7 protein-coding genes are annotated in these 18,426 nt (G+C 75.5%); 6 read left to right on the top strand and 1 reads right to left on the bottom strand.

Features of this window, described 5'->3' with window-relative positions; translation table 11 throughout:
- Window positions 1-53 precede the first annotated feature (53 nt).
- The gene (locus tag BLU55_RS18440; protein WP_091732807.1) at window positions 54-1,001 is read right to left on the bottom strand and encodes a co-chaperone YbbN; all 948 of its coding nucleotides are present in this window, start codon (window positions 999-1,001) and stop codon (window positions 54-56) included.
- A gap of 46 nt (window positions 1,002-1,047) precedes the next feature.
- On the opposite strand from BLU55_RS18440, the gene BLU55_RS18435 reads away from it, so the two are divergent.
- The 6 genes from BLU55_RS18435 to acpS all read left to right on the top strand — a co-directional run bounded on the left by BLU55_RS18435 (window position 1,048) and on the right by acpS (window position 18,417).
- Window positions 1,048-1,914: an alpha/beta hydrolase gene (locus BLU55_RS18435; protein ID WP_157682942.1), complete on the top strand. Its 867-nt coding sequence runs from the start codon at window positions 1,048-1,050 to the stop codon at window positions 1,912-1,914.
- Window positions 1,915-1,975: 61 nt separating this feature from the next.
- A complete protein-coding gene (locus BLU55_RS18430; protein ID WP_091732801.1) occupies window positions 1,976-4,072 on the top strand; it encodes an ATP-binding protein in 2,097 nt (698 codons plus the stop codon).
- 54 nt (window positions 4,073-4,126) lie between these two features.
- Window positions 4,127-5,908 (top strand): acetyl/propionyl/methylcrotonyl-CoA carboxylase subunit alpha, encoded by a 1,782-nt coding sequence (locus BLU55_RS18425; RefSeq protein ID WP_091732799.1) that lies wholly within the window; start codon window positions 4,127-4,129, stop codon window positions 5,906-5,908.
- Between the two features lie 65 nt (window positions 5,909-5,973).
- The gene (locus BLU55_RS18420; RefSeq protein ID WP_091732795.1) at window positions 5,974-8,634 is read left to right on the top strand and encodes an FAD/NAD(P)-binding protein; all 2,661 of its coding nucleotides are present in this window, start codon (window positions 5,974-5,976) and stop codon (window positions 8,632-8,634) included.
- 179 nt (window positions 8,635-8,813) lie between these two features.
- Entirely contained in the window at window positions 8,814-17,957 is a 9,144-nt protein-coding gene (locus BLU55_RS20075) for a type I polyketide synthase (RefSeq protein ID WP_172833935.1), read from the top strand.
- Window positions 17,938-18,417, top strand: a complete 480-nt coding sequence (gene acpS, locus BLU55_RS18410) for a holo-ACP synthase AcpS (RefSeq protein ID WP_091732792.1) — start codon at window positions 17,938-17,940, stop codon at window positions 18,415-18,417. The genes BLU55_RS20075 and acpS overlap by 20 nt, the downstream gene beginning before the upstream one ends.
- Window positions 18,418-18,426 lie beyond the last annotated feature (9 nt).

Here is an 18,426-nt window from a genome sequence, read left to right as displayed (position 1 = left end):
TTCTCCCTCGCGGCCCACGGGCGGGGCCAGGCCCACCACCCTAGGGTCCCGGCTCAGAAGAGCGCGCTGGCGAGGTCGCGACGCGCCCGCTGGACCCGCGGGTCGTCGTTGCCGACGGCCCCGAACAGCGCGATCAGGTGGGTGCGGGCCCGGTCGCGCTCGGGGCCGGCGGTGCGCCTGACCAGCTCGACCAGGCGGGCGAAGGCGTCGTCGACGTGGCCGCCGAGGAGGTCGAGGTCGGCCACCAGGGTCTGGGCGTCGACGTCGTCGGGCGCGGCGGCGGCCGCGCTGCGCGCCTGCTGCAGGTCGACGCCGTCGGTGCGCTGCAGCACCTTCGCCATGGCCAGGCCGGCGGCGGCCTCGGCGTCGGCGGGGTTGGCGTCGACCAGCTTCTGGTACTCCGCCACGGCCGCGGCCACGTCACCGCGCTCCAGCGCGTCCTGGGCCGGGAGGTAGCGCGGGTCGAGCTGCTCCTCGCCGGTCTCCTCGTCGACCTCACCGGTGCCGCTGCGGGGCTGGTGGCGCCCGGTGATGCCGCTGGCGGTCAGCTGCTGCAGCACCTGGGTCAGGGCGGCGCGGAGGTCGTCGATCGGGGCGGCGTCCTGGAACAGCGGCATCGGGCGGCCCTGCGCCACGAGCACCACGAGCGGGACCGAGGGGATCTGCATCGCCTGGGCGATCTGCGGCACCCGGTCGATGTCGACGCGACCCAGCAGGAAGCGGCCCTCGAGCTCCGTGGAGAGGGTCTGCACGTCGTCGGCCAGGCGGGTGCTCTCGGGCGAGCGCTCGGGGCTCTCGAACGCCAGCAGCACCGGGGCGTTGCGCGAGCTCTCCAGGACGTCCTGGAAGTTCTGCTCGGTCACCGTCACGACGTACGCCGCGCTCGGCGCGCCGCCGGGGGCGCCCGCTCCAGCCGGTCCACCCGGTCCGCCAGGACCCGCGGGGGCCTGGAGGCCGGACAGGTCGATCGCACCGGGTCGTGAGAAGGGTTGCTGCGTCATGGGCCCATCGTCCCATCCGCGCGGGCGCGCGCGGCGAACCCCTCGCATGACTCCGGACCGGCGTGCCTGGCTGATGCAGGTGCTCGCCCCGCTGACCGTCCGCTACGGCCGGGAGCTGCTCCTGCCGGGCACGCGCGCGCCGGCCCCGCGGCGGGTGCGGGTGCCGACCCGGCACGGCGAGGTCGGCGGCCTGCTCTACCGCCCCGCGGGCAGCACCCGGCCGCCCCTGCACGTGCACCTGCACGGCGGTGCCTTCGTGATGCGCCACCCCCGGATGGACGCGTTCCTCGCCCACTTCCTCGTGGCCCGCGCAGGGATCGCGGTGCTGCTGCTCGACCACGACGCGGCCCCGCAGGTGCGCTACCCGGTCGCGCACGAGCAGGCCGCCGACGCCCTGGTGCACGTGGCCGCCCGGGGCGCGGCGCTGGGCGTGGACCCCCACCGGTGGTCGGTGGGCGGGTTCAGCTCGGGCGGCAACCTCGCCGCGTCGGCGTGCCTCCAGGTCCGCGACGCGGGCGGCCCGGCGCCGCGCTGCTGCGTGCTCGGCGTCCCGTCGCTGGACGTGGCCGAGGACCACGCCGCGAAGCGGCCGGTGGGCACGCCCATGCTGGGGCCGGAGGTCCTCGACCTGGTGCGGGCGACGTACTTCCGCGACGCGACGCGCCGGACCGAGCCCCGCGCCTCGCCGCTCCGCGCCCCCTCGCTGGCCGGGCTGCCGCCCACGCTGGTCGTCACGGCCGAGCGCGACCTGCTGCGGCGCGAGGGCGACGCCTACGCCCACCGGCTGGCCCAGGAGGGCACCGAGGTCGTCCACCACGTCGTGCGGGGCCGGGACCACTACTTCCTCGGGCCGGACAACGTCGAGGCCGAGCTCGGTCGCGTGGCCGCGTTCCTGTCGCACCACCTGGGGTGACGACGCCGGGAGTTCCCGGTTTCCCCTGCCCACGGGGCCCGCGAGCGGAGATACTCCTCCCATGGCGTCGGCGGTCTCCACGGGCAGCGGCATGCCCGCAGGCCTCACGGGGCGCGGGCAGGCGGTCCGGTGGGTGCTGCTCGTCGCCGCCACCTGGCTCGCGGCCGACCTGGGGTACGCCACCTTCCGCGAGGAGTTCGCCACCAGCCTGGTCTGGCCGCTGTCCGGCGTGGCGCTCGTCTGGGCCGCCACCGGCTCGCGGACCACCTGGCCGGTGGACGCCGTGCTGCTCGTGGCCGCCACCTCGCTGGCCCTCGAGGCCGCCGGCGCCACCACCGGCCGCGCCGCCATGGGCGCCCTGCAGGTCGTGGTGCAGGCCCTGGTCTACCAGCTGCTGATGCTCCGCTGGGCCCCCTCGGTCTGGGGCTCGGGCGGCACCCGGCGCCTGTCCCGGCTGCCCGACCTCGGTGCCTTCCTCGGGGCCGTGCTGCTGAGCTCGCTGGCCGCCTCGGCCGTCCGGGTGCTGGGGCTGGGGCTGATCCCGACCCCCGACCTGGCCGACGCCCTGCTGGTGACGGTGCGCAGCACCTGCTGGTCGGTGGCGATCGCCGCCGTCGTCCTCCAGGCGGGGCCGGGCGTCGCGGCCGCGCTCCGCGACCACGACGTCGCGACGACGGTGGCCTCCTGGGCCCCCCGCTCGGGCCGCCACCTGGTCGAGGTCGTGCTGCTCGTGGTCATCACGGTCGCGGTGTACGCCGTGGTGTTCAGCCGGCGCCAGCCGCTGCCGGTGACCTTCCTGCTCACGCTGCCGACCGTGTGGGCCGGCCTGCGGCTGCACCCGGTCACGGCCGTGGTGCACGCAGCCGCCTCGGGGGTCGGGGCGGTCACCTTCACGCTCCTCGGCTCCGGGGTCTTCGCCCGCCTGGACGACCCGCGCTTCGGCGCCGCCCTGTCCCAGGCCCTGCTGGTCGCGCTGGTGGTGACGGCGCTGAGCCTGTCCTGCGTGATGTCCGAGCGCACCGAGGCCCTGGAGCGGGCACAGCGCTCCGAGGCCTTCTCCGCCCAGCGCGCCACGCTGCTGGCCGCCATCCTCGAGCAGATCCGCGAGGGCATCGTGGTGGTCCAGGAGGACCGCACGGTGGTCATCCGCAACCCCGCCGGCATGCACCTGCTCGGTCTCGACGGGCCGCAGGAGGACGCCGCGGAGGACATCGGCGGGGTGCTCTACGACCTCCACGGCGAGGCGGTCCCCCGCGACCGGCGCCCGATCGCGCGTGCCCTGGCCGGGAGCGAGGTGGTCGGCGAGAACTACGTCGTCCGCGGCCCCACGCTGTCCGGCGCCCGGGTCATGGAGATCTCCGCCAGCCCGCTGCCCGGGGCCGAGGGCCAGCGCCAGGCCCTGGTCACCTTCCGCGACGTCACGCTGGTCCGCGAGCGCGAGGACAACCTCGCCTCCTTCGCGGGGGTGGTGGCCCACGACCTCAACAACCCGCTCACCGTCGTCAGCGGCTGGGCGGAGTCGCTGGCGGAGTCCTTCGGCGAGGGCCCGGTCGGCCCCGAGGACGGTCGCGCGATGACCTCGCGGATCCTCGGCGCCGCCGCGCACATGCGCCGCTTCATCGACGACCTGCTCAGCTACACCGTGGCGCGCGACCAGTCGCTGACACCGCAGGACCTCGACCTGTCCGAGGTGGCCGAGGAGGTCGCCCGGCTGCGGCGCGACGGCGCGGCGCGGCCCCGCATCGAGGTGCAGCCCGGCATCCGGGTCCGCGCCGACGTCGTGCTGGTGCGCCAGCTGGTCGACAACCTCATGGGCAACGCGGTCAAGTACGTCGCGCCGCAGACCCGGCCGCGGATCTCGCTGAGCGCCCGCACGGTCGGCGAGATGGTCGAGGTGTGCGTGGAGGACAACGGGATCGGCGTGCCGGTCAACCTCCGCGAGCGGATCTTCGAGACCTTCGTGCGGGCCCACGGCGACGCCTACGGCGGCACCGGCCTGGGCCTGGGCATCTGCCGCCGGGTCGTGCAGCGCCACGGCGGGGAGATCCACGTCGAGGAGGGCCCCGACGGCGTCGGCAGCCGCTTCGTGTTCACGCTCCCCCGGAGCGCGTCCCCCGGCGCGTCCCCCGGCGTGGCGCAGCCCACGTCCGCGCCCTGAGCGGTGGCCCTAGACTCCCGCGAGGACCCCCTGCCCCCTGCTCCGAGGAGAACCGTGCCCGACGTGAAGCCGCTGCAGAAGGTGCTCGTCGCCAACCGTGGCGAGATCGCCGTCCGCGTCATCCGGGCCTGCCGGGACGCCGGCATCGGCAGCGTGGCGGTCTACGCCGATCCCGACCGCGACGCGCTGTTCGTGCGCCTGGCCGACGAGGCCCACTCGCTCGAGGGCAGCACGCCGGCCGAGTCCTACCTCGACATCGCCAAGATCGTCGCCGTGGCGCAGCGCTCCGGCGCCGACTCCGTGCACCCCGGCTACGGCTTCCTCGCCGAGAACGCCGACTTCGCCCAGGCCGTGATCGACGCCGGCCTGGTCTGGATCGGCCCGACGCCGGCCGCCATCGACGCGCTGGGCGACAAGGCCAAGGCCAAGCACATCGCCGAGCGCGCCCACGCCCCGCTCGCGCCGGGCACCAAGGACCCGGTCGAGAGTGCCGAGGAGATCGTCGCCTTCGCCGAGGAGCACGGCCTGCCGGTGGCCATCAAGGCCGTCTACGGCGGCGGCGGCCGCGGCCTCAAGGTCGCCCGCACCCTCGAGGAGATCCCCGACGCCTTCGAGGCCGCGACCCGCGAGGCCGTCGGCGCCTTCGGCCGCGGCGAGTGCCTGGTCGAGAAGTTCCTCGACAAGCCGCGCCACGTCGAGACCCAGTGCCTGGCCGACCAGCACGGCAACGTCGTGGTGGTCTCGACCCGCGACTGCTCGCTGCAGCGGCGCAACCAGAAGCTCGTCGAGGAGGCGCCCGCGCCGTTCCTCACCGAGGCCCAGGTCACCGAGCTCTACGAGTCCTCCAAGGCGATCCTGCGCGAGGCGGAGTACGTCGGCGCCGGCACCTGCGAGTTCCTCGTCGCCGCCGACGGCACCATCTCCTTCCTCGAGGTCAACACCCGCCTCCAGGTCGAGCACTGCGTCTCCGAGGAGGTCACCGGCCTCGACCTGGTGCGCGAGATGTTCCGGATCGCGGCCGGCGAGGAGCTGGGGTACGACGACCCCGAGGTCCGCGGCCACTCCATCGAGTTCCGCATCAACGCCGAGGACGGCGGGGCCGGCTTCATGCCCGCGCCCGGCACGCTGACCCGCTGGTCGCCCCCGAGCGGCCCGGGCGTGCGCCTCGACGGCGGCTACGAGGAGGGCGAGACCATCCCCGGCGCCTTCGACTCCCTGGTCGCCAAGCTGATCGTCTCCGGGCGCGACCGCACCCAGGCGCTGGAGCGCTCGCGCCGCGCGCTGGCCGAGTTCCACGTCGACGGGATGCCGACCGTGATCCCCTTCCACGCCGCGGTCGTCTCCGACCCGGCGTACGTCGGCGACGGCGAGACCTTCAGCGTCTACACGCAGTGGATCGAGACCGACTTCGACAACCAGATCACGCCGTACGCCGGCCCGAGCGCCGGGGCGGACGAGCCCGATGAGCGCCACAAGGTGACCGTCGAGGTCGGCGGCCGCCGGCTCGAGGTCGTGCTCCCCGGCGGCCTCGCGGCCGTCGGCGGCGGTGCCGGCGGGGCGGGCGGCGCCCGCAAGCCCGCGCGCCGGACCGGCGCCAAGGCCGGTGCCGCGGTCTCCGGCGACGCCGTCGCCTCCCCCATGCAGGGCACCATCGTCAAGGTCTCGGTCGCCGAGGGCGACGAGGTGGCCGAGGGCGACGCCATCGTGGTCCTGGAGGCCATGAAGATGGAGCAGCCGCTCAAGGCCCACAAGGCGGGCGTGGTCACCGGCCTGAGCGCCGAGGTCGGCGCGACCGTCACCAACGGCGCGGTGATCTGCGAGATCAAGGACGCCTGAGCCGGTCCCCGCGTTTGGTAGTCTAACCAGAGTCGATTACTTGACTTTGATGACGGGGGTGAGCCATGCGCGGTGGCGAGGGTGACTGCACGGTCGTGGTCGTGGGGGCCGGCGCGGCCGGCACGCTGACGGCCTCCCACCTGGTGACGGGGCTGTCCCAGCGCTACCGGGTGGTGCTGGTCGACCCTGAGGAGACGACCGGCCGCGGCACGGCGTACCGCACGACCGACCCGCGCCACCTGCTCAACGTGCCCGCCAGCGGCATGAGCGCCTTCGTGCGCGACCCCGAGCACTTCTTCCGGTGGGTGCGCCGCCACCACGACGCCTCGACCCAGCCGCAGGACTTCGTGCCGCGCCACGTCTACGGCAGCTACGTGGAGTCCCTGCTCGAGACCGCCTCGGAGTACCCCGGCAACGCCCGCCTCGAGCGCCGCCACCAGGTGGTGGAGACCGTCGACCGGCGCGGGGACCGCTTCGTGGTGCGCCTGCGCGGCGGCGAGTCGGTCGTGGCCCGCGCCGTCGTGCTGGCCACGGGCTCGCGCCCGGGCACCGACTGGGCGCCCGAGGGCCTCGCCGGCACGACCGGCCTGGTGGCCGACCCCTGGCGCGAGCCGCTGCCCGAGGGCGACCTGCTGCTCGTCGGCACCGGCCTGACGATGGTCGACGTCGCGCTCTCGGCCGCCGGCTCGGGCCGCGAGGGCCGCACCCTGCACGCCGTGTCGCGCCACGGCGAGCTCCCCCGCACCCACCGGCTGCCCACGACCCCCGCCGTGCCACCGCCCCCCGGCATCACCCGGGTCACCACCCTCGACGAGCTCAGCCGGGTCGTGGCCGACCACGTGGGGGCCACCGTCGCCGAGACCGGCGACTGGCGGGCCGCGCTCGACGGCCTCCGACCGGTCACCGCCCAGCTGTGGCAGGGCCTGTGCGACGAGGGCAAGCGCGGCTTCCTGCGCCAGCACGCCCGCACCTGGGACGTGCACCGCCACCGGATGCCCCCGGTGACGGCCGCCCGGCTGGCCGAGCTCGACGGGTCCGGACGCCTGGTGCACCACACCGGCACCCTGGAGGCGGCACGCCGCACCGGCGGCGCCTGGGAGGTGACGCTCACCGGCGGCGAGGTGCTGCACGTCGACGCCGTGGTCAACTGCACCGGCCCCGTCGGCTCGATCGCCTCCGACCCGCTGCTCTCGCGCCTGGCCCGCACCGGCCTCGTCCGCCCCGGGCCGGCCGGCCTCGGCATCGACACCGCCGACGACGGTCGGGTCACCGGCGTGCTGCCGGGCTCGATGCCCTTCTTCGCGCTCGGCGCGCTGCGGCGCGGCAACCTGTGGGAGTCCACGGCGATGCCCGAGATCCGCGAGCAGACCTACGCCGTGGCCCAGGGCGTGGTGCGCGCGCTGCACGGCGAGACCCGCCGCCGCCCGACCGACACCTACGGGCTGACGCTCACCACGGGCCGGGCCGCCGCCCGGGCCTACGACGACGCGCTCGGCCGGCTGCTCCGGCTCCAGGACGGCGTCGAGGACGGCCTGCGGCACGCCGTCGAGCTCGACCCGGGGTTCGCCCAGGCCCACGCCGCGCTCGCGCTGCTCGGCCACGAGTGGGGCGCGGCCGGCTCCTGGCGGCGCTCGCTCGCCGCCGCCCACGAGGCCGCGGCCGACCACCACCTCGACGACCGCGAGGTCAGCTTCCTCGACGCCGTCACCACCCGGCTGCGCACCGACGAGCCGACCGGTGCGGCCGCGCTGCTGCGCCACATCCGGCTCTTCCCCCGCGACGCGCTGGCCGTCAGCGTCGCCGTGCCCACGGTCGCCTTCGGCGGGCTCACCTCGGGCCGCCAGACCGCCGACCTGGTCGAGGGCCTGGGCAAGACCTACGGCGACGACTGGTGGTACGCCGGACAGCTGGCCTTCGTCCGCCAGGACCAGGAGCGCTGGTCCGAGGCCGAGGCACTGTCCGCCTACGCCCTGTCGGTCGAGCCCGCCTCGGGCCACGCCGTCCACGCCCGCGCCCACGTCTTCTACGAGACCGGCCGCCACGCCGAGGGCCTGGCCTGGCTCGACGGGTGGATCCGCACCTGCGGCCGCCAGGCCCAGCACCGCTCCCACTTCTCGTGGCACGCGGCGCTCCACGAGCTGGTGCAGGGCGACCTCGACGCCGTGCACCGCCGCTACGAGCGCGAGCTCGCCCCGCCGGTGGTGACGGGGTCGCGGGCCCTGGTCGACAGCGGCTCGCTGCTGTGGCGCTGCCACGTGACCGGCACCTGGTCGGGGCCGCTCCCCGCCGAGGCGGTCACCGCGGCGGCCCCGGACGGCTGGCTGATCACCCCGCCCACGGCCTTCGCCGCGATGCACGCCGCGCTGGGCCTGGCCGCCCGTGGCGACGCCGTCGGCCTGGCCGCGCTGCGGACCACCTCCCTGGCCCACGCCGACGCGACCTTCCGCGACGTGGTCGCGCCGCTGGCCCGGGCGCTGCAGCTCGTGGTCGAGGGCGACCTGGCGACCGCGGCGGACCACCTCGAGGCGCTGCTCCCCCGCCTGACCGCGCTGGGCGGCAGCGCGGCCCAGCGCGAGGTCGTCGAGGACACCCTGGTCCACGCCCTGGCCGGCTCCGGGGCCACCGAGCGGGCCGCGGCCGTGCTCGACGGCCGGCTGGCGCGGCGTACCTCCCCGCTGGACGCACGCCGCCTCGCCGACCTCCGCACGGCCTCACCCCGCCCCTGAGCCGGGACTCCCGGGCGTGTGGGATGGCGCACACCCCGGCTCCGCGAAACGGGCCGCAAACCGACCTTCGGGGCGCTACTCCCGGGTGTACCGACGGGTACGCCGGAATCCGACGACAGCCTCGCAAAAAACGTGAGGAGAATTTCGGGTTCAGGCGCCGAACATGACACACTCCTCACATGACTCAGCTTCCTCCGAGCACGCTGACCCACGACCACGCCACCCCCGAGCGGGGCGACAGCCTGGCTGACCGGCTGCACGACGGCGAGGAGTTCGCCGTCACGTTCGGAGGCCAGGGGACCGACTGGTTCGGCACCCTGCGCGAGCTCTTCGGCGAGGACCCCGACCTGGCGCGCCTGACCGCGCTGGTCGAGGAGTCGGAGCGCCTGGTGGCCCCCGTGGCCGGTCGGCTCGCGCCGGCCCTGCCCCGCCCCTTCGAGCCGCAGCGCTGGCTGCAGGCCGAGGAGGTGCCGGCCGCCGACGCGACCGCGGCCCCCGGCCTCGGCCTGCCCGGCGTGCTGCTGACCCAGCTCGCCACGCTCGACCTGCTGGCCGCCGAGGGCCTCGACCTGACGCGCGTCGCGCCGGTCGCGTCCATCGGCCACTCGCAGGGCATCCTCGGCGTCGCTGCCTTCGCCGGCCGCCGCGAGGGCGACGCCCGCAGCGACGTCGAGCTGCTCGCCATCGCGCGCCTCATCGGTGCCGCCGCCGGCATCGTCGGCCGCCGCGCCGGCCTGGTCGCCCACGGCGAGGACTCCCCCATGCTCGCCGTCTCGGGCGCCGCCGTCAGCGAGATCGAGGCACTGCTCGCCGAGGTCTCCGACGAGCGCGACCCCGCCGTCGTCGCGGCCGTCAACGGCCCCCGCCGCCTGGTCGTCAGCGGTTCCAGCGCCGCCCTGCGGACCCTGCGCACCGCCATCGAGGCCCGCGCCGCCCGCGAGGCCTCCGAGATCGAGCAGAAGACCCGCGGCGGTCGCGCCTTCGCGCCGACGCTGGAGTCGGTCCCGGTCGCCCTCGGCTTCCACCACCCCGCGCTCGCCCCGGCCGTCGCGCTGGTCCGCGAGTGGGCCGAGCTGTGCGGCCTCGACGCCGCCCTGGCCGAGCACCTCGCGCAGGCGATCTGCGTCGAGACCGTCGACTGGCCCCGCGAGCTCGTCGACGCCATCGGCGCCCAGACCGACTGGGTCGTCGACCTCGGCCCGGCCGACCTGTCGGCCAACATGACCGGCCGCGCGCTGCGCGGTCGCGGCGTCACCGTCGTCGCGGCGGCCACCACGGCCGGTCGCGACCTGCTCTTCACGCCGGGCGCCCGCGTGCCCCGGGCGGCCGACTGGGCGGCGTACGCCCCCCGCCTGATCGACCGCGGCGACGGCCGTCCCGTCGTCGACACCGCCTTCACCCGCCTGACGGGCAAGTCCCCGATCCTGCTCGCCGGCATGACGCCGACCACCGTCGACCCCGCGATCGTCGCCGCGGCCGCCAACCGCGGCCACTGGGCCGAGCTCGCCGGTGGCGGCCAGGTCAGCGAGGCGATCTTCGCCAGCAACGTCGCGCGGCTGACCGACCTGCTCGACGAGGGCGCCACCGCGCAGTTCAACACCCTGTTCCTCGACCCGTACCTGTGGAAGATGCAGGTCGGTGGCCAGCGCCTGGTCCAGAAGGCCCGCCTCGCCGGCGCCCCCCTCGACGGCCTGGTCATCAGCGCCGGCGTCCCCGAGACCGAGGACGCCGTCGGCATCATCGAGGACCTGCACGCGGCCGGCATCGGCTACGTGGTGTTCAAGCCCGGCACGGTCAAGCAGATCCGCCAGGTCCTGGCCATCGCCCGCGCCGTGGACACCACCGTCATCGCCCACATCGAGGGCGGCGTCGCCGGCGGCCACCACTCGTGGGAGGACCTCGACGAGCTGCTGCTCGCGACGTACCCCGAGCTGCGCGCCACCCCCAACCTCGTCGTCTGCGTCGGCGGCGGCATCGGCACCCCGGACCGCGCGGTCGACTACCTTCGCGGCACCTGGTCCACCGCCCACGGCGAGGCCGCGATGCCGGTCGACGGCGTGCTCATCGGCACGGCCGCGATGGCCACCCTCGAGGCCACCACGTCCGACTCCGTCAAGGACCTCCTGGTCGCGACGCCGGGCCTCACCCCCGACCAGAACGGCGGCTGGGTCGGCGTCAACCAGGCCGCGGGAGACGTCACCTCCGGTCGCAGCCAGCTCGGCGCCGACATCCACGAGATCGACAACGCCGCCTCGCGCTGCGGTGCCCTGCTCGACCAGGTCGCCGGCGACGCCGAGGCCGCCACCGCCCGCAAGGACGAGCTGGTCGCCGCCATGGCCGCCACCTGCAAGCCCTACTTCGGCGACGTCGCCGCGATGACCTACGAGCAGGTGCTGCGCCGCTACCTCGAGCTCGCCGGCCCCCGCGTCGCCGAGTCCGTCGAGGGCGGCCCCAACACCGCCGGCGACTGGCTCGACGTCACGCTGCGCACCCGCTTCGAGGAGCTGCTCGACCGCACCCTGGCCCGGGTCAGCCCCGAGACCACCGGCGAGGTCGAGCGCCCCTACGACCTCGCCGCCCTGGCCACCGACCCCGCCGCCGCGGCCGCCGCCGTCGACACCCTGGTCGCCGCCCACCCGCAGGCGCTCGACTGCGTGCTGCACCCCGCCGACCTGCACTTCTTCGTCGAGGTGTGCCGCCGTCCCGGCAAGCCGGTCCCGTTCGTGCCCGTCATCGACGCCGACGTGCGTCGCTGGTGGCGCTCGGACTCGCTGTGGCAGGCCCACGACGAGGCGTACGACGCCGACGGCGTCATCGTCATCCCCGGCCCGGTCGCCGTCGCCGGCATCACCGTCAAGGACGAGCCGGTCGCCGACCTGCTCGACCGCTTCGAGGCGGCCGTCGTGGCCGACCTGACCGCCGCCGACGCCCCGGTCCTGCCCGCCGCGGGCCGCACCACCGTCGGTGACGACGTGACGCTGCTCGACGCCGCCCGCGACGCCCACGACGTCGTCTGGGCCGGCCGCGTGGTCACCAACCCGCTGCACCGCCTCACCGGCACCGACGCCACCCTCGAGCCCGTCGGCGACGTGGCCACCAGCCGCGCCGCGGTGCTGCGGGTGCCGCTGCTCAACGGCGAGCTCGCGCTCACCGTCGACCTCTCTGCGGTCCCGGCCGGCGGCCTGCCCGTCATCTCCGAGGACGCCGTCACCACCGCCATGGGCAACCTGCTCGCCGTCACCGCCGGCGGCTCGCTGCCCGTGGTGACCGACGGCGCGCAGGGCGCGACCGCGAGCCTGACCGCCTCCTGGACCGCCGACCTGGTCGCCGACCACGTGGGCGTCACCGACCCGACCCGCCGCCGCCGCGGCGACGCCGTGGCCGACCCCCAGCAGGGCGCCGTCCCCGACACCCTGGTGGGCCTGGCGTGGCCGGCCGTCTTCGCCTGCATCGGCCCGGTCGAGGGCCTGCTCGACCTGGTCCACCTCGACCACCGGATCGTGCTCGCGGAGACCCTCGGCTCGCTCGCGGAGGGCACCGAGCTCACCCTCACCGCCACCCGCACCGGCGTCGTCGACGCCACCGCCGGCCAGGTGATCTCGGTCGAGGTGGCCGTCACCGCCGGTGACCGACCCGTCGCCGACCTCACCGAGCGCTTCATGGTCCGCGGCCGCACGGGCGAGGCCGCCCTGGCCGCACCCGCGCCGGTCGTCACCGACGCCGAGGACAAGCCCCGCGCCCGGCTGGACCGCTTCACCGTCACCGCGCCCCACCACATGGGCGCCTTCGCGGCGGTCAGCGGCGACCACAACCCGCTGCACACCGACGTCCCCGCGGCCCGCCTGGCCGGGTTCGAGGGCCCGATCGTGCACGGCATGTGGACCTCCGCGGTCGCCCAGCGCGCCGCGGCCACCGTCGGCGCCACGCAGCACCCCCGCCAGATCCGCAGCTGGCTGACCCGCTGGGTCGCCCCGGTCGCGCCCGGCGCGAGCGTCGAGGTCACCGTCGAGCGCACCGGCGTCCAGGCCGGTGACCTCGTCCTCGAGGTCAGCGTCAAGGCCGACGGCGAGCTGGCCATGGTCGCGGAGGCCGTCGTGGCCGCCCCGCGCACGGCGTACGCCTTCCCGGGCCAGGGCATCCAGAGCCAGGGCATGGGCCTCGACGCCCGCTCGCGCTCGGCCGCCGCCCGCCAGGTCTGGGACCGCGCCGACGCCCACACCCGGGAGGCCCTCGGCTTCTCGATCCTGGCCGTCGTCCGCGACAACCCCACCACCGTGTGGGCCGACGGGGAGCGCCACGTGCACCCCGACGGCGTGCTGTTCCTGACGCAGTTCACCCAGGTCGCCATGGCCACGCTCGCGGTCGCCCAGGTGGCCGAGATGCGCGAGGCCGGCGTCTTCGTCGAGGGCGCGATCACCTGCGGCCACTCGGTGGGCGAGTACAACGCGCTCGCCGCCGTCACCGGCATCCTCCCGCTCGAGGCCCTGCTGGAGATCGTCTTCCGCCGCGGCATGGCCATGCACCACCTGGTCCCCCGCGACGGCCAGGGCCGCTCCAACTACCGCCTCGCCGCGATCCGCCCCTCGCAGATCCGGCTCGCCGACGACGACGTCGCCGACTTCGTGGCCGAGATCGCCCGCGAGTCCGGCGAGTTCATCCAGATCGTCAACTACAACCTGCGCGGCTCGCAGTACGCCATCGCCGGCACGGTCCGCGGCCTGGAGCAGCTCCAGGACGTCATCGAGGAGCGCCGGGCGCGCCTCGGCGGCAAGCCGGCCTTCATCCTGGTGCCCGGCATCGACGTGCCCTTCCACTCCTCGGAGCTGCACGCCGGCGTCGACGACTTCCGGGCCAAGCTCGACGAGCTGCTGCCCGCGACGATCGACCCGACGCTGCTGATCGGGCGCTACATCCCCAACCTGGTGCCGCGCCTGTTCAGCCTCGACCGGTCCTACGTCGAGGAGGTGGCGGCGTACGTCGACTCGCCGCTGCTCACCCCGGCCCTGGCCGACTGGGACACCTGGTCGGCCGACCCCTCGCGCCTTGGCCGGGCGCTGCTGATCGAGCTGCTGGCCTGGCAGTTCGCCAGCCCGGTGCGCTGGATCGAGACCCAGGACCTGCTGTTCGGCTCGCCCGAGCAGGAGTTCCCCCTCGGCCACGGGATCGGCATCGAGCAGTTCGTCGAGGTCGGCGTGGCCAACGCGCCCACCATCGCCAACCTCGCCACGCAGACCACCAAGCTGGCCTCCTACACCGGCACCGCCCCGCGGATCGTCAACTCCTCGCGCGACGCCGCCGTCGTGTTCGCCACCGACACCCCCGTGGTGGAGGACGACGAGTCCGAGGAGGCACCGAGCGAGCCCGCCGCCACGACGGCCACCGCCGACGCCCCCGCCGAGGCCAAGCCGCAGGCCGCTGCTGCCCCCGTGGCGGCCGCGGGTGCCGACCGCCCCGCCGACCTGACGTACGACGCCGCTGCCGCGACCACCACCCTGGCCGCGCTGCGCACCAAGGTCCGGCCCGACCAGATCGGCAGCGCCGACACCATCGAGGCGCTGTGCGACGGGGTCTCCTCGCGCCGCAACCAGCTCCTCGTCGACCTCGGCGCCGAGCTCGGCCTCGGGGCGATCGACGGCGCGGCCGAGGCCGACTGGAAGGCGCTCGGCGTCACGGTCACCAAGCTGGCCCGCGCCTACTCCGCCTTCGGCCCGGTCCTCACCGAGGCCGTCAGCGAGCAGCTGCGCAAGTTCGCCGGCTCCGTGGGCGCCAAGCCCGCCGCCATCACCGACCGCGTCAAGGACAGCTGGCAGCTCGGCCCCGGCTGGGTCAGCCACGTCCAGGCCACGCTGGCCCTCGGCCTGCGCGACGGCTCCTCGACCCGCGGTGGGTCGCTGGGCTTCGACGTCGACACCTCCGACCTCGCGTCGGCCGTCGACCACGCCATCGCCCAGGTCGCCTCCGCCCACGGCGTCACGGTGGGCCTGCCCGCCGGTGGCTCCGGCGGCGAGGGCGCCACCGTCGACGCCGCCGCGCTCGGCGAGATCACGGCCTCCATCACGGGTCCCGACGGGGTGCTCGCCTCCACGGCGCGCCACCTGCTCGGACAGCTCGGACTGGGCGAGCCCGGTCTCGAGGAGTCCGGCCCCGACCTGGACGCCGAGCTGGTGGCCCTGGTCGAGCGCGAGCTCGGCTCCGACTGGGCCCGCAAGGTCGCCCCGTCCTTCGACGCGAAGCGCGCCGTGCTGCTCGACGACCGCTGGGCCTCGGTCCGCGAGGACCTCGCCCGGATCTGGACCGGTGACGACGCCGTGCGCGGCCGCAGCTTCGCCGGCCTCGACGCCGCCGCCCTCGCCCAGGCGCAGTGGTGGCTCGACCGCGCCCGCCGCGAGCAGCGCACCGACCTCGTGGACTTCTACGAGCACGCGGTGTCCGGCGCCGAGCAGGGGGGCGAGTGGTCCGACGACGTCGCCGTCGTGACGGGTGCCGCCCCCGGCTCCATCGCGGCCGCCGTGGTCGCCGACCTGCTGCGCGGAGGAGCGACCGTCGTCGCCACCACCTCGCGGCTCGACCAGGGTCGCCAGGAGTTCTTCAAGGGCCTCTACCGCGACCACGCCTCCGACGGCGCCGCTCTGTGGGTGCTGCCGGCCAACCTGGCGTCGTACGCCGACGTCGACGCGCTCGTCGAGTGGATCTCCTCCCCCGTGGTGGAGGAGGCCGGCGGCCAGCGCACCGAGCTGCGCCCCGCGCTCTCGCCGACGCTGGTCTTCCCCTTCGCCGCCCCGTCGGTCCAGGGCACGGCGGCCGACGCCGGCCCGCGGGCCGAGGTCGAGTTCCGCGTCCTCGTGTGGGGCGTGGAGCGGCTGGTCACCGGCCTGGCCGCCCAGGGCGCCGACCACCAGGTCGGCCGCCGCGTCCACGTCGTGCTCCCGGGCTCGCCCAACCGTGGTCGCTTCGGCGGCGACGGGGCGTACGGCGAGGCCAAGGCCGCCTTCGACGCCTTCGTCCAGCGCTGGCACGCCGAGTCCGACTGGGCCGCCCGCGTCTCCTTCGCCCACGCCCACATCGGCTGGGTCCGCGGCACCGGCCTGATGGGCGGCAACGACCCGCTGGTCGGCGCCGTCGAGGCGGCCGGCGTCCGGACCTGGTCGCCGACCGAGATGGCCTCCGAGCTGCTCGCGCTGTGCACCTCCGCCTCCCGCGAGGCGGCCGCCACCGAGCCGGTGGTGGTCGACCTGACCGGAGGCCTCGGCGAGGCCGACCTCGACCTCGCCTCCCTGGGCCGCCAGGCCCGGGAGCAGGCGGCCGCAGCCGAGCGGCGCACGTCCGCCGACGGCGAGGCCAGCACGACCGTCCGGGCGCTGACCCACCCCGCCGGGTGGGGCACCGCGCAGGCCACGATGGACTGGGCCCCGATCGACGCGGACCCCGCGGACCTCGTGGTCATCGTCGGCGCCGGCGAGGTCGGCCCCGTGGGATCGGCCCGCACCCGCTTCGAGCTCGAGGTCGAGGACTCCCTGTCCCCGGCCGGCGTCCTCGAGCTGGCGTGGACGACCGGCAAGATCGTCTGGGAGACCTCCCCCGTCGCCGGCTGGCACGACGCGAAGAGCGGCGAGCACCTCACCGAGGCCGACGTCGTGGAGCGCTTCGGCGAGGAGATCGAGGCCGGGGTCGGGGTGCGCCGCTACCGCGACGACAACCAGATGATCGACAACACCGCCCCGCTGATGGTGTCGGTGTTCCTCGAGCAGGACACCTCCTTCGTGGTCCGCACCCGCGACGAGGCCGACGCGTTCGCGCAGGCCGACCCCGCCCGCACCCGGATCACCGCGACCGAGGACGGCGACTGGCTGGTCACCCGACTGGCCGGCAGCGAGATGCGCGTCCCGCGCCGCTTCAAGCTGAGCCGCTTCGTGGGCGCGCAGGTGCCCGACGGGTTCGACCCCGCCGTGTGGGGCCTGGGCTCGATGGTGGAGTCCGCCGACCGGCTGGCCGCGTGGAACCTCGTGGCCACCGTGGACGCGTTCGTCTCCAGCGGCTTCACGCCCGCCGAGCTGCTGCGCTGGGTCCACCCGACGCAGTTCGCCAACACCCAGGGCACCGGCATCGGCGGCATGCAGTCCACCCGCCGGATGTACGTCGACGCGCTGCTCGGCGAGCAGCCCCCGAACGACGTGCTGCAGGAGGCGCTGCCGAACGTCGTGGCCGCGCACACCGTGCAGTCCTACCTCGGTGGGTACGGCTCGATGGTCCACCCCGTCGCTGCCTGCGCCACCGCGGCCGTCTCGGTCGAGGAGGGCGTGGACAAGATCAAGCTGGGCAAGGCCAGCGTGGTCGTCGCCGGCGGCTTCGACGACCTCGGCATCGAGGGCATCCTCGGCTTCGGCAACATGAGCGCCACCGCCGACACCGCCTCGATGCTCGACAAGGGCATCGACGAGCGCTACGTCTCGCGGCCCAACGACCGCCGTCGCGGCGGCTTCGTCGAGGGCCAGGGCGGCGGCACCGCGGTGCTGGCGCGCGGCGACGTCGCGCTCGAGATGGGCCTCCCGGTCCTCGGGGTGGTGGCGTACGCCGGGTCCTTCGCCGACGGCATCCACACCTCGATCCCGGCTCCCGGCATCGGTGCGCTGGGCGCCGGCGTCGGCGGGACCAGCTCGCCGCTGGCCAAGGGCCTGGGCGCCCTGGGCCTCGGTGCGGACGACCTGGGCGTGGTCTACAAGCACGACACCTCGACCGCGGCCAACGACCCCAACGAGTCGCAGCTGCACGAGAAGCTGGCCGCCGCGCTGGGCCGCACCACCGGCTCGCCGCTGTTCGTCGTGAGCCAGAAGTCGCTCACCGGTCACGCCAAGGGCGGTGCCGCGGCCTTCCAGCTCAACGGCCTGTGCCAGACGCTGGCCGCCGGCACCATCGCGCCCAACCGCGCGCTGGACTGCGTCGACGAGGCGCTGTCGGAGAACGAGCACCTGGTCTGGCTCCGGCAGGCGCTGCACACCGGCCCGCTCAAGGCCGGCGTGCTGACCAGCCTGGGCTTCGGCCACGTGTCGGCCATGATCGTGGTGGCGCACCCCGGTGCGTTCGTCGCGGCGCTGCCGGCCGAGCGCCGCGAGGCCTGGCTGGCCCAGGCCAGCGCCCGGCTCGTCGCCGGCGAGGCCCGTCGCCTGGACGCCATGCACGGCGGCGACCCGCTGTTCGTCAAGGCCGAGCAGCGCCGGTTCGCCGACGCCGACCTCAAGGCGACCAAGGCCGACGAGAGCGCCATGCTCGTCGACCCGCAGGCGCGACTGGGCGAGGACGGGGTGTATGCCCGAGCCGGTCGCTGACCCGGACCCGGGCCGGTCGGGGGGCGGCCCGGACTCCACGCCCCTCGAGCGGGCGGCGGGGGTGGGCGTCGACGTCGTCGGCGTCTCCGCCTTCGCCGCCCAGCTCGCGGAGCCGGGCACCCGCTTCGCCCGGGTGTTCACGCCCGGCGAGCGGCGCGCCGCACGCCGCGGCGGCCGCTCGGCCTCCCAGGAGGCGCAGGGCCTGGCCGCCCGCTGGGCGGCCAAGGAGGCGGTGCTGAAGGCCTGGTCGAGCACCCGCTACGGGCACCCCGAGGACGTCGATCCCGCGGCGGTCGACCTCCGGGAGATCGAGGTCGTCAGCGACGCCTGGGGCCGGCCGGCGGTGCGGCTCCATGGCGCCGTCGCCGCCGCCCTGGTGGGCCGGCAGGTGCTGCTGTCGCTCTCCCACGACCCCGACGCCGACGTCGCGCTCGCGTTCGTGGTGCTGCAGGAGGCCTGAGCCCTGGTT

Origin of the sequence: Nocardioides scoriae (genome assembly GCF_900104965.1) — a bacterium.
GTDB lineage: Bacteria > Actinomycetota > Actinomycetes > Propionibacteriales > Nocardioidaceae > Marmoricola > Marmoricola scoriae.
Note: the sequence above shows the minus strand (reverse complement) of the source record. Positions and strands in the feature narration are given on the sequence as shown.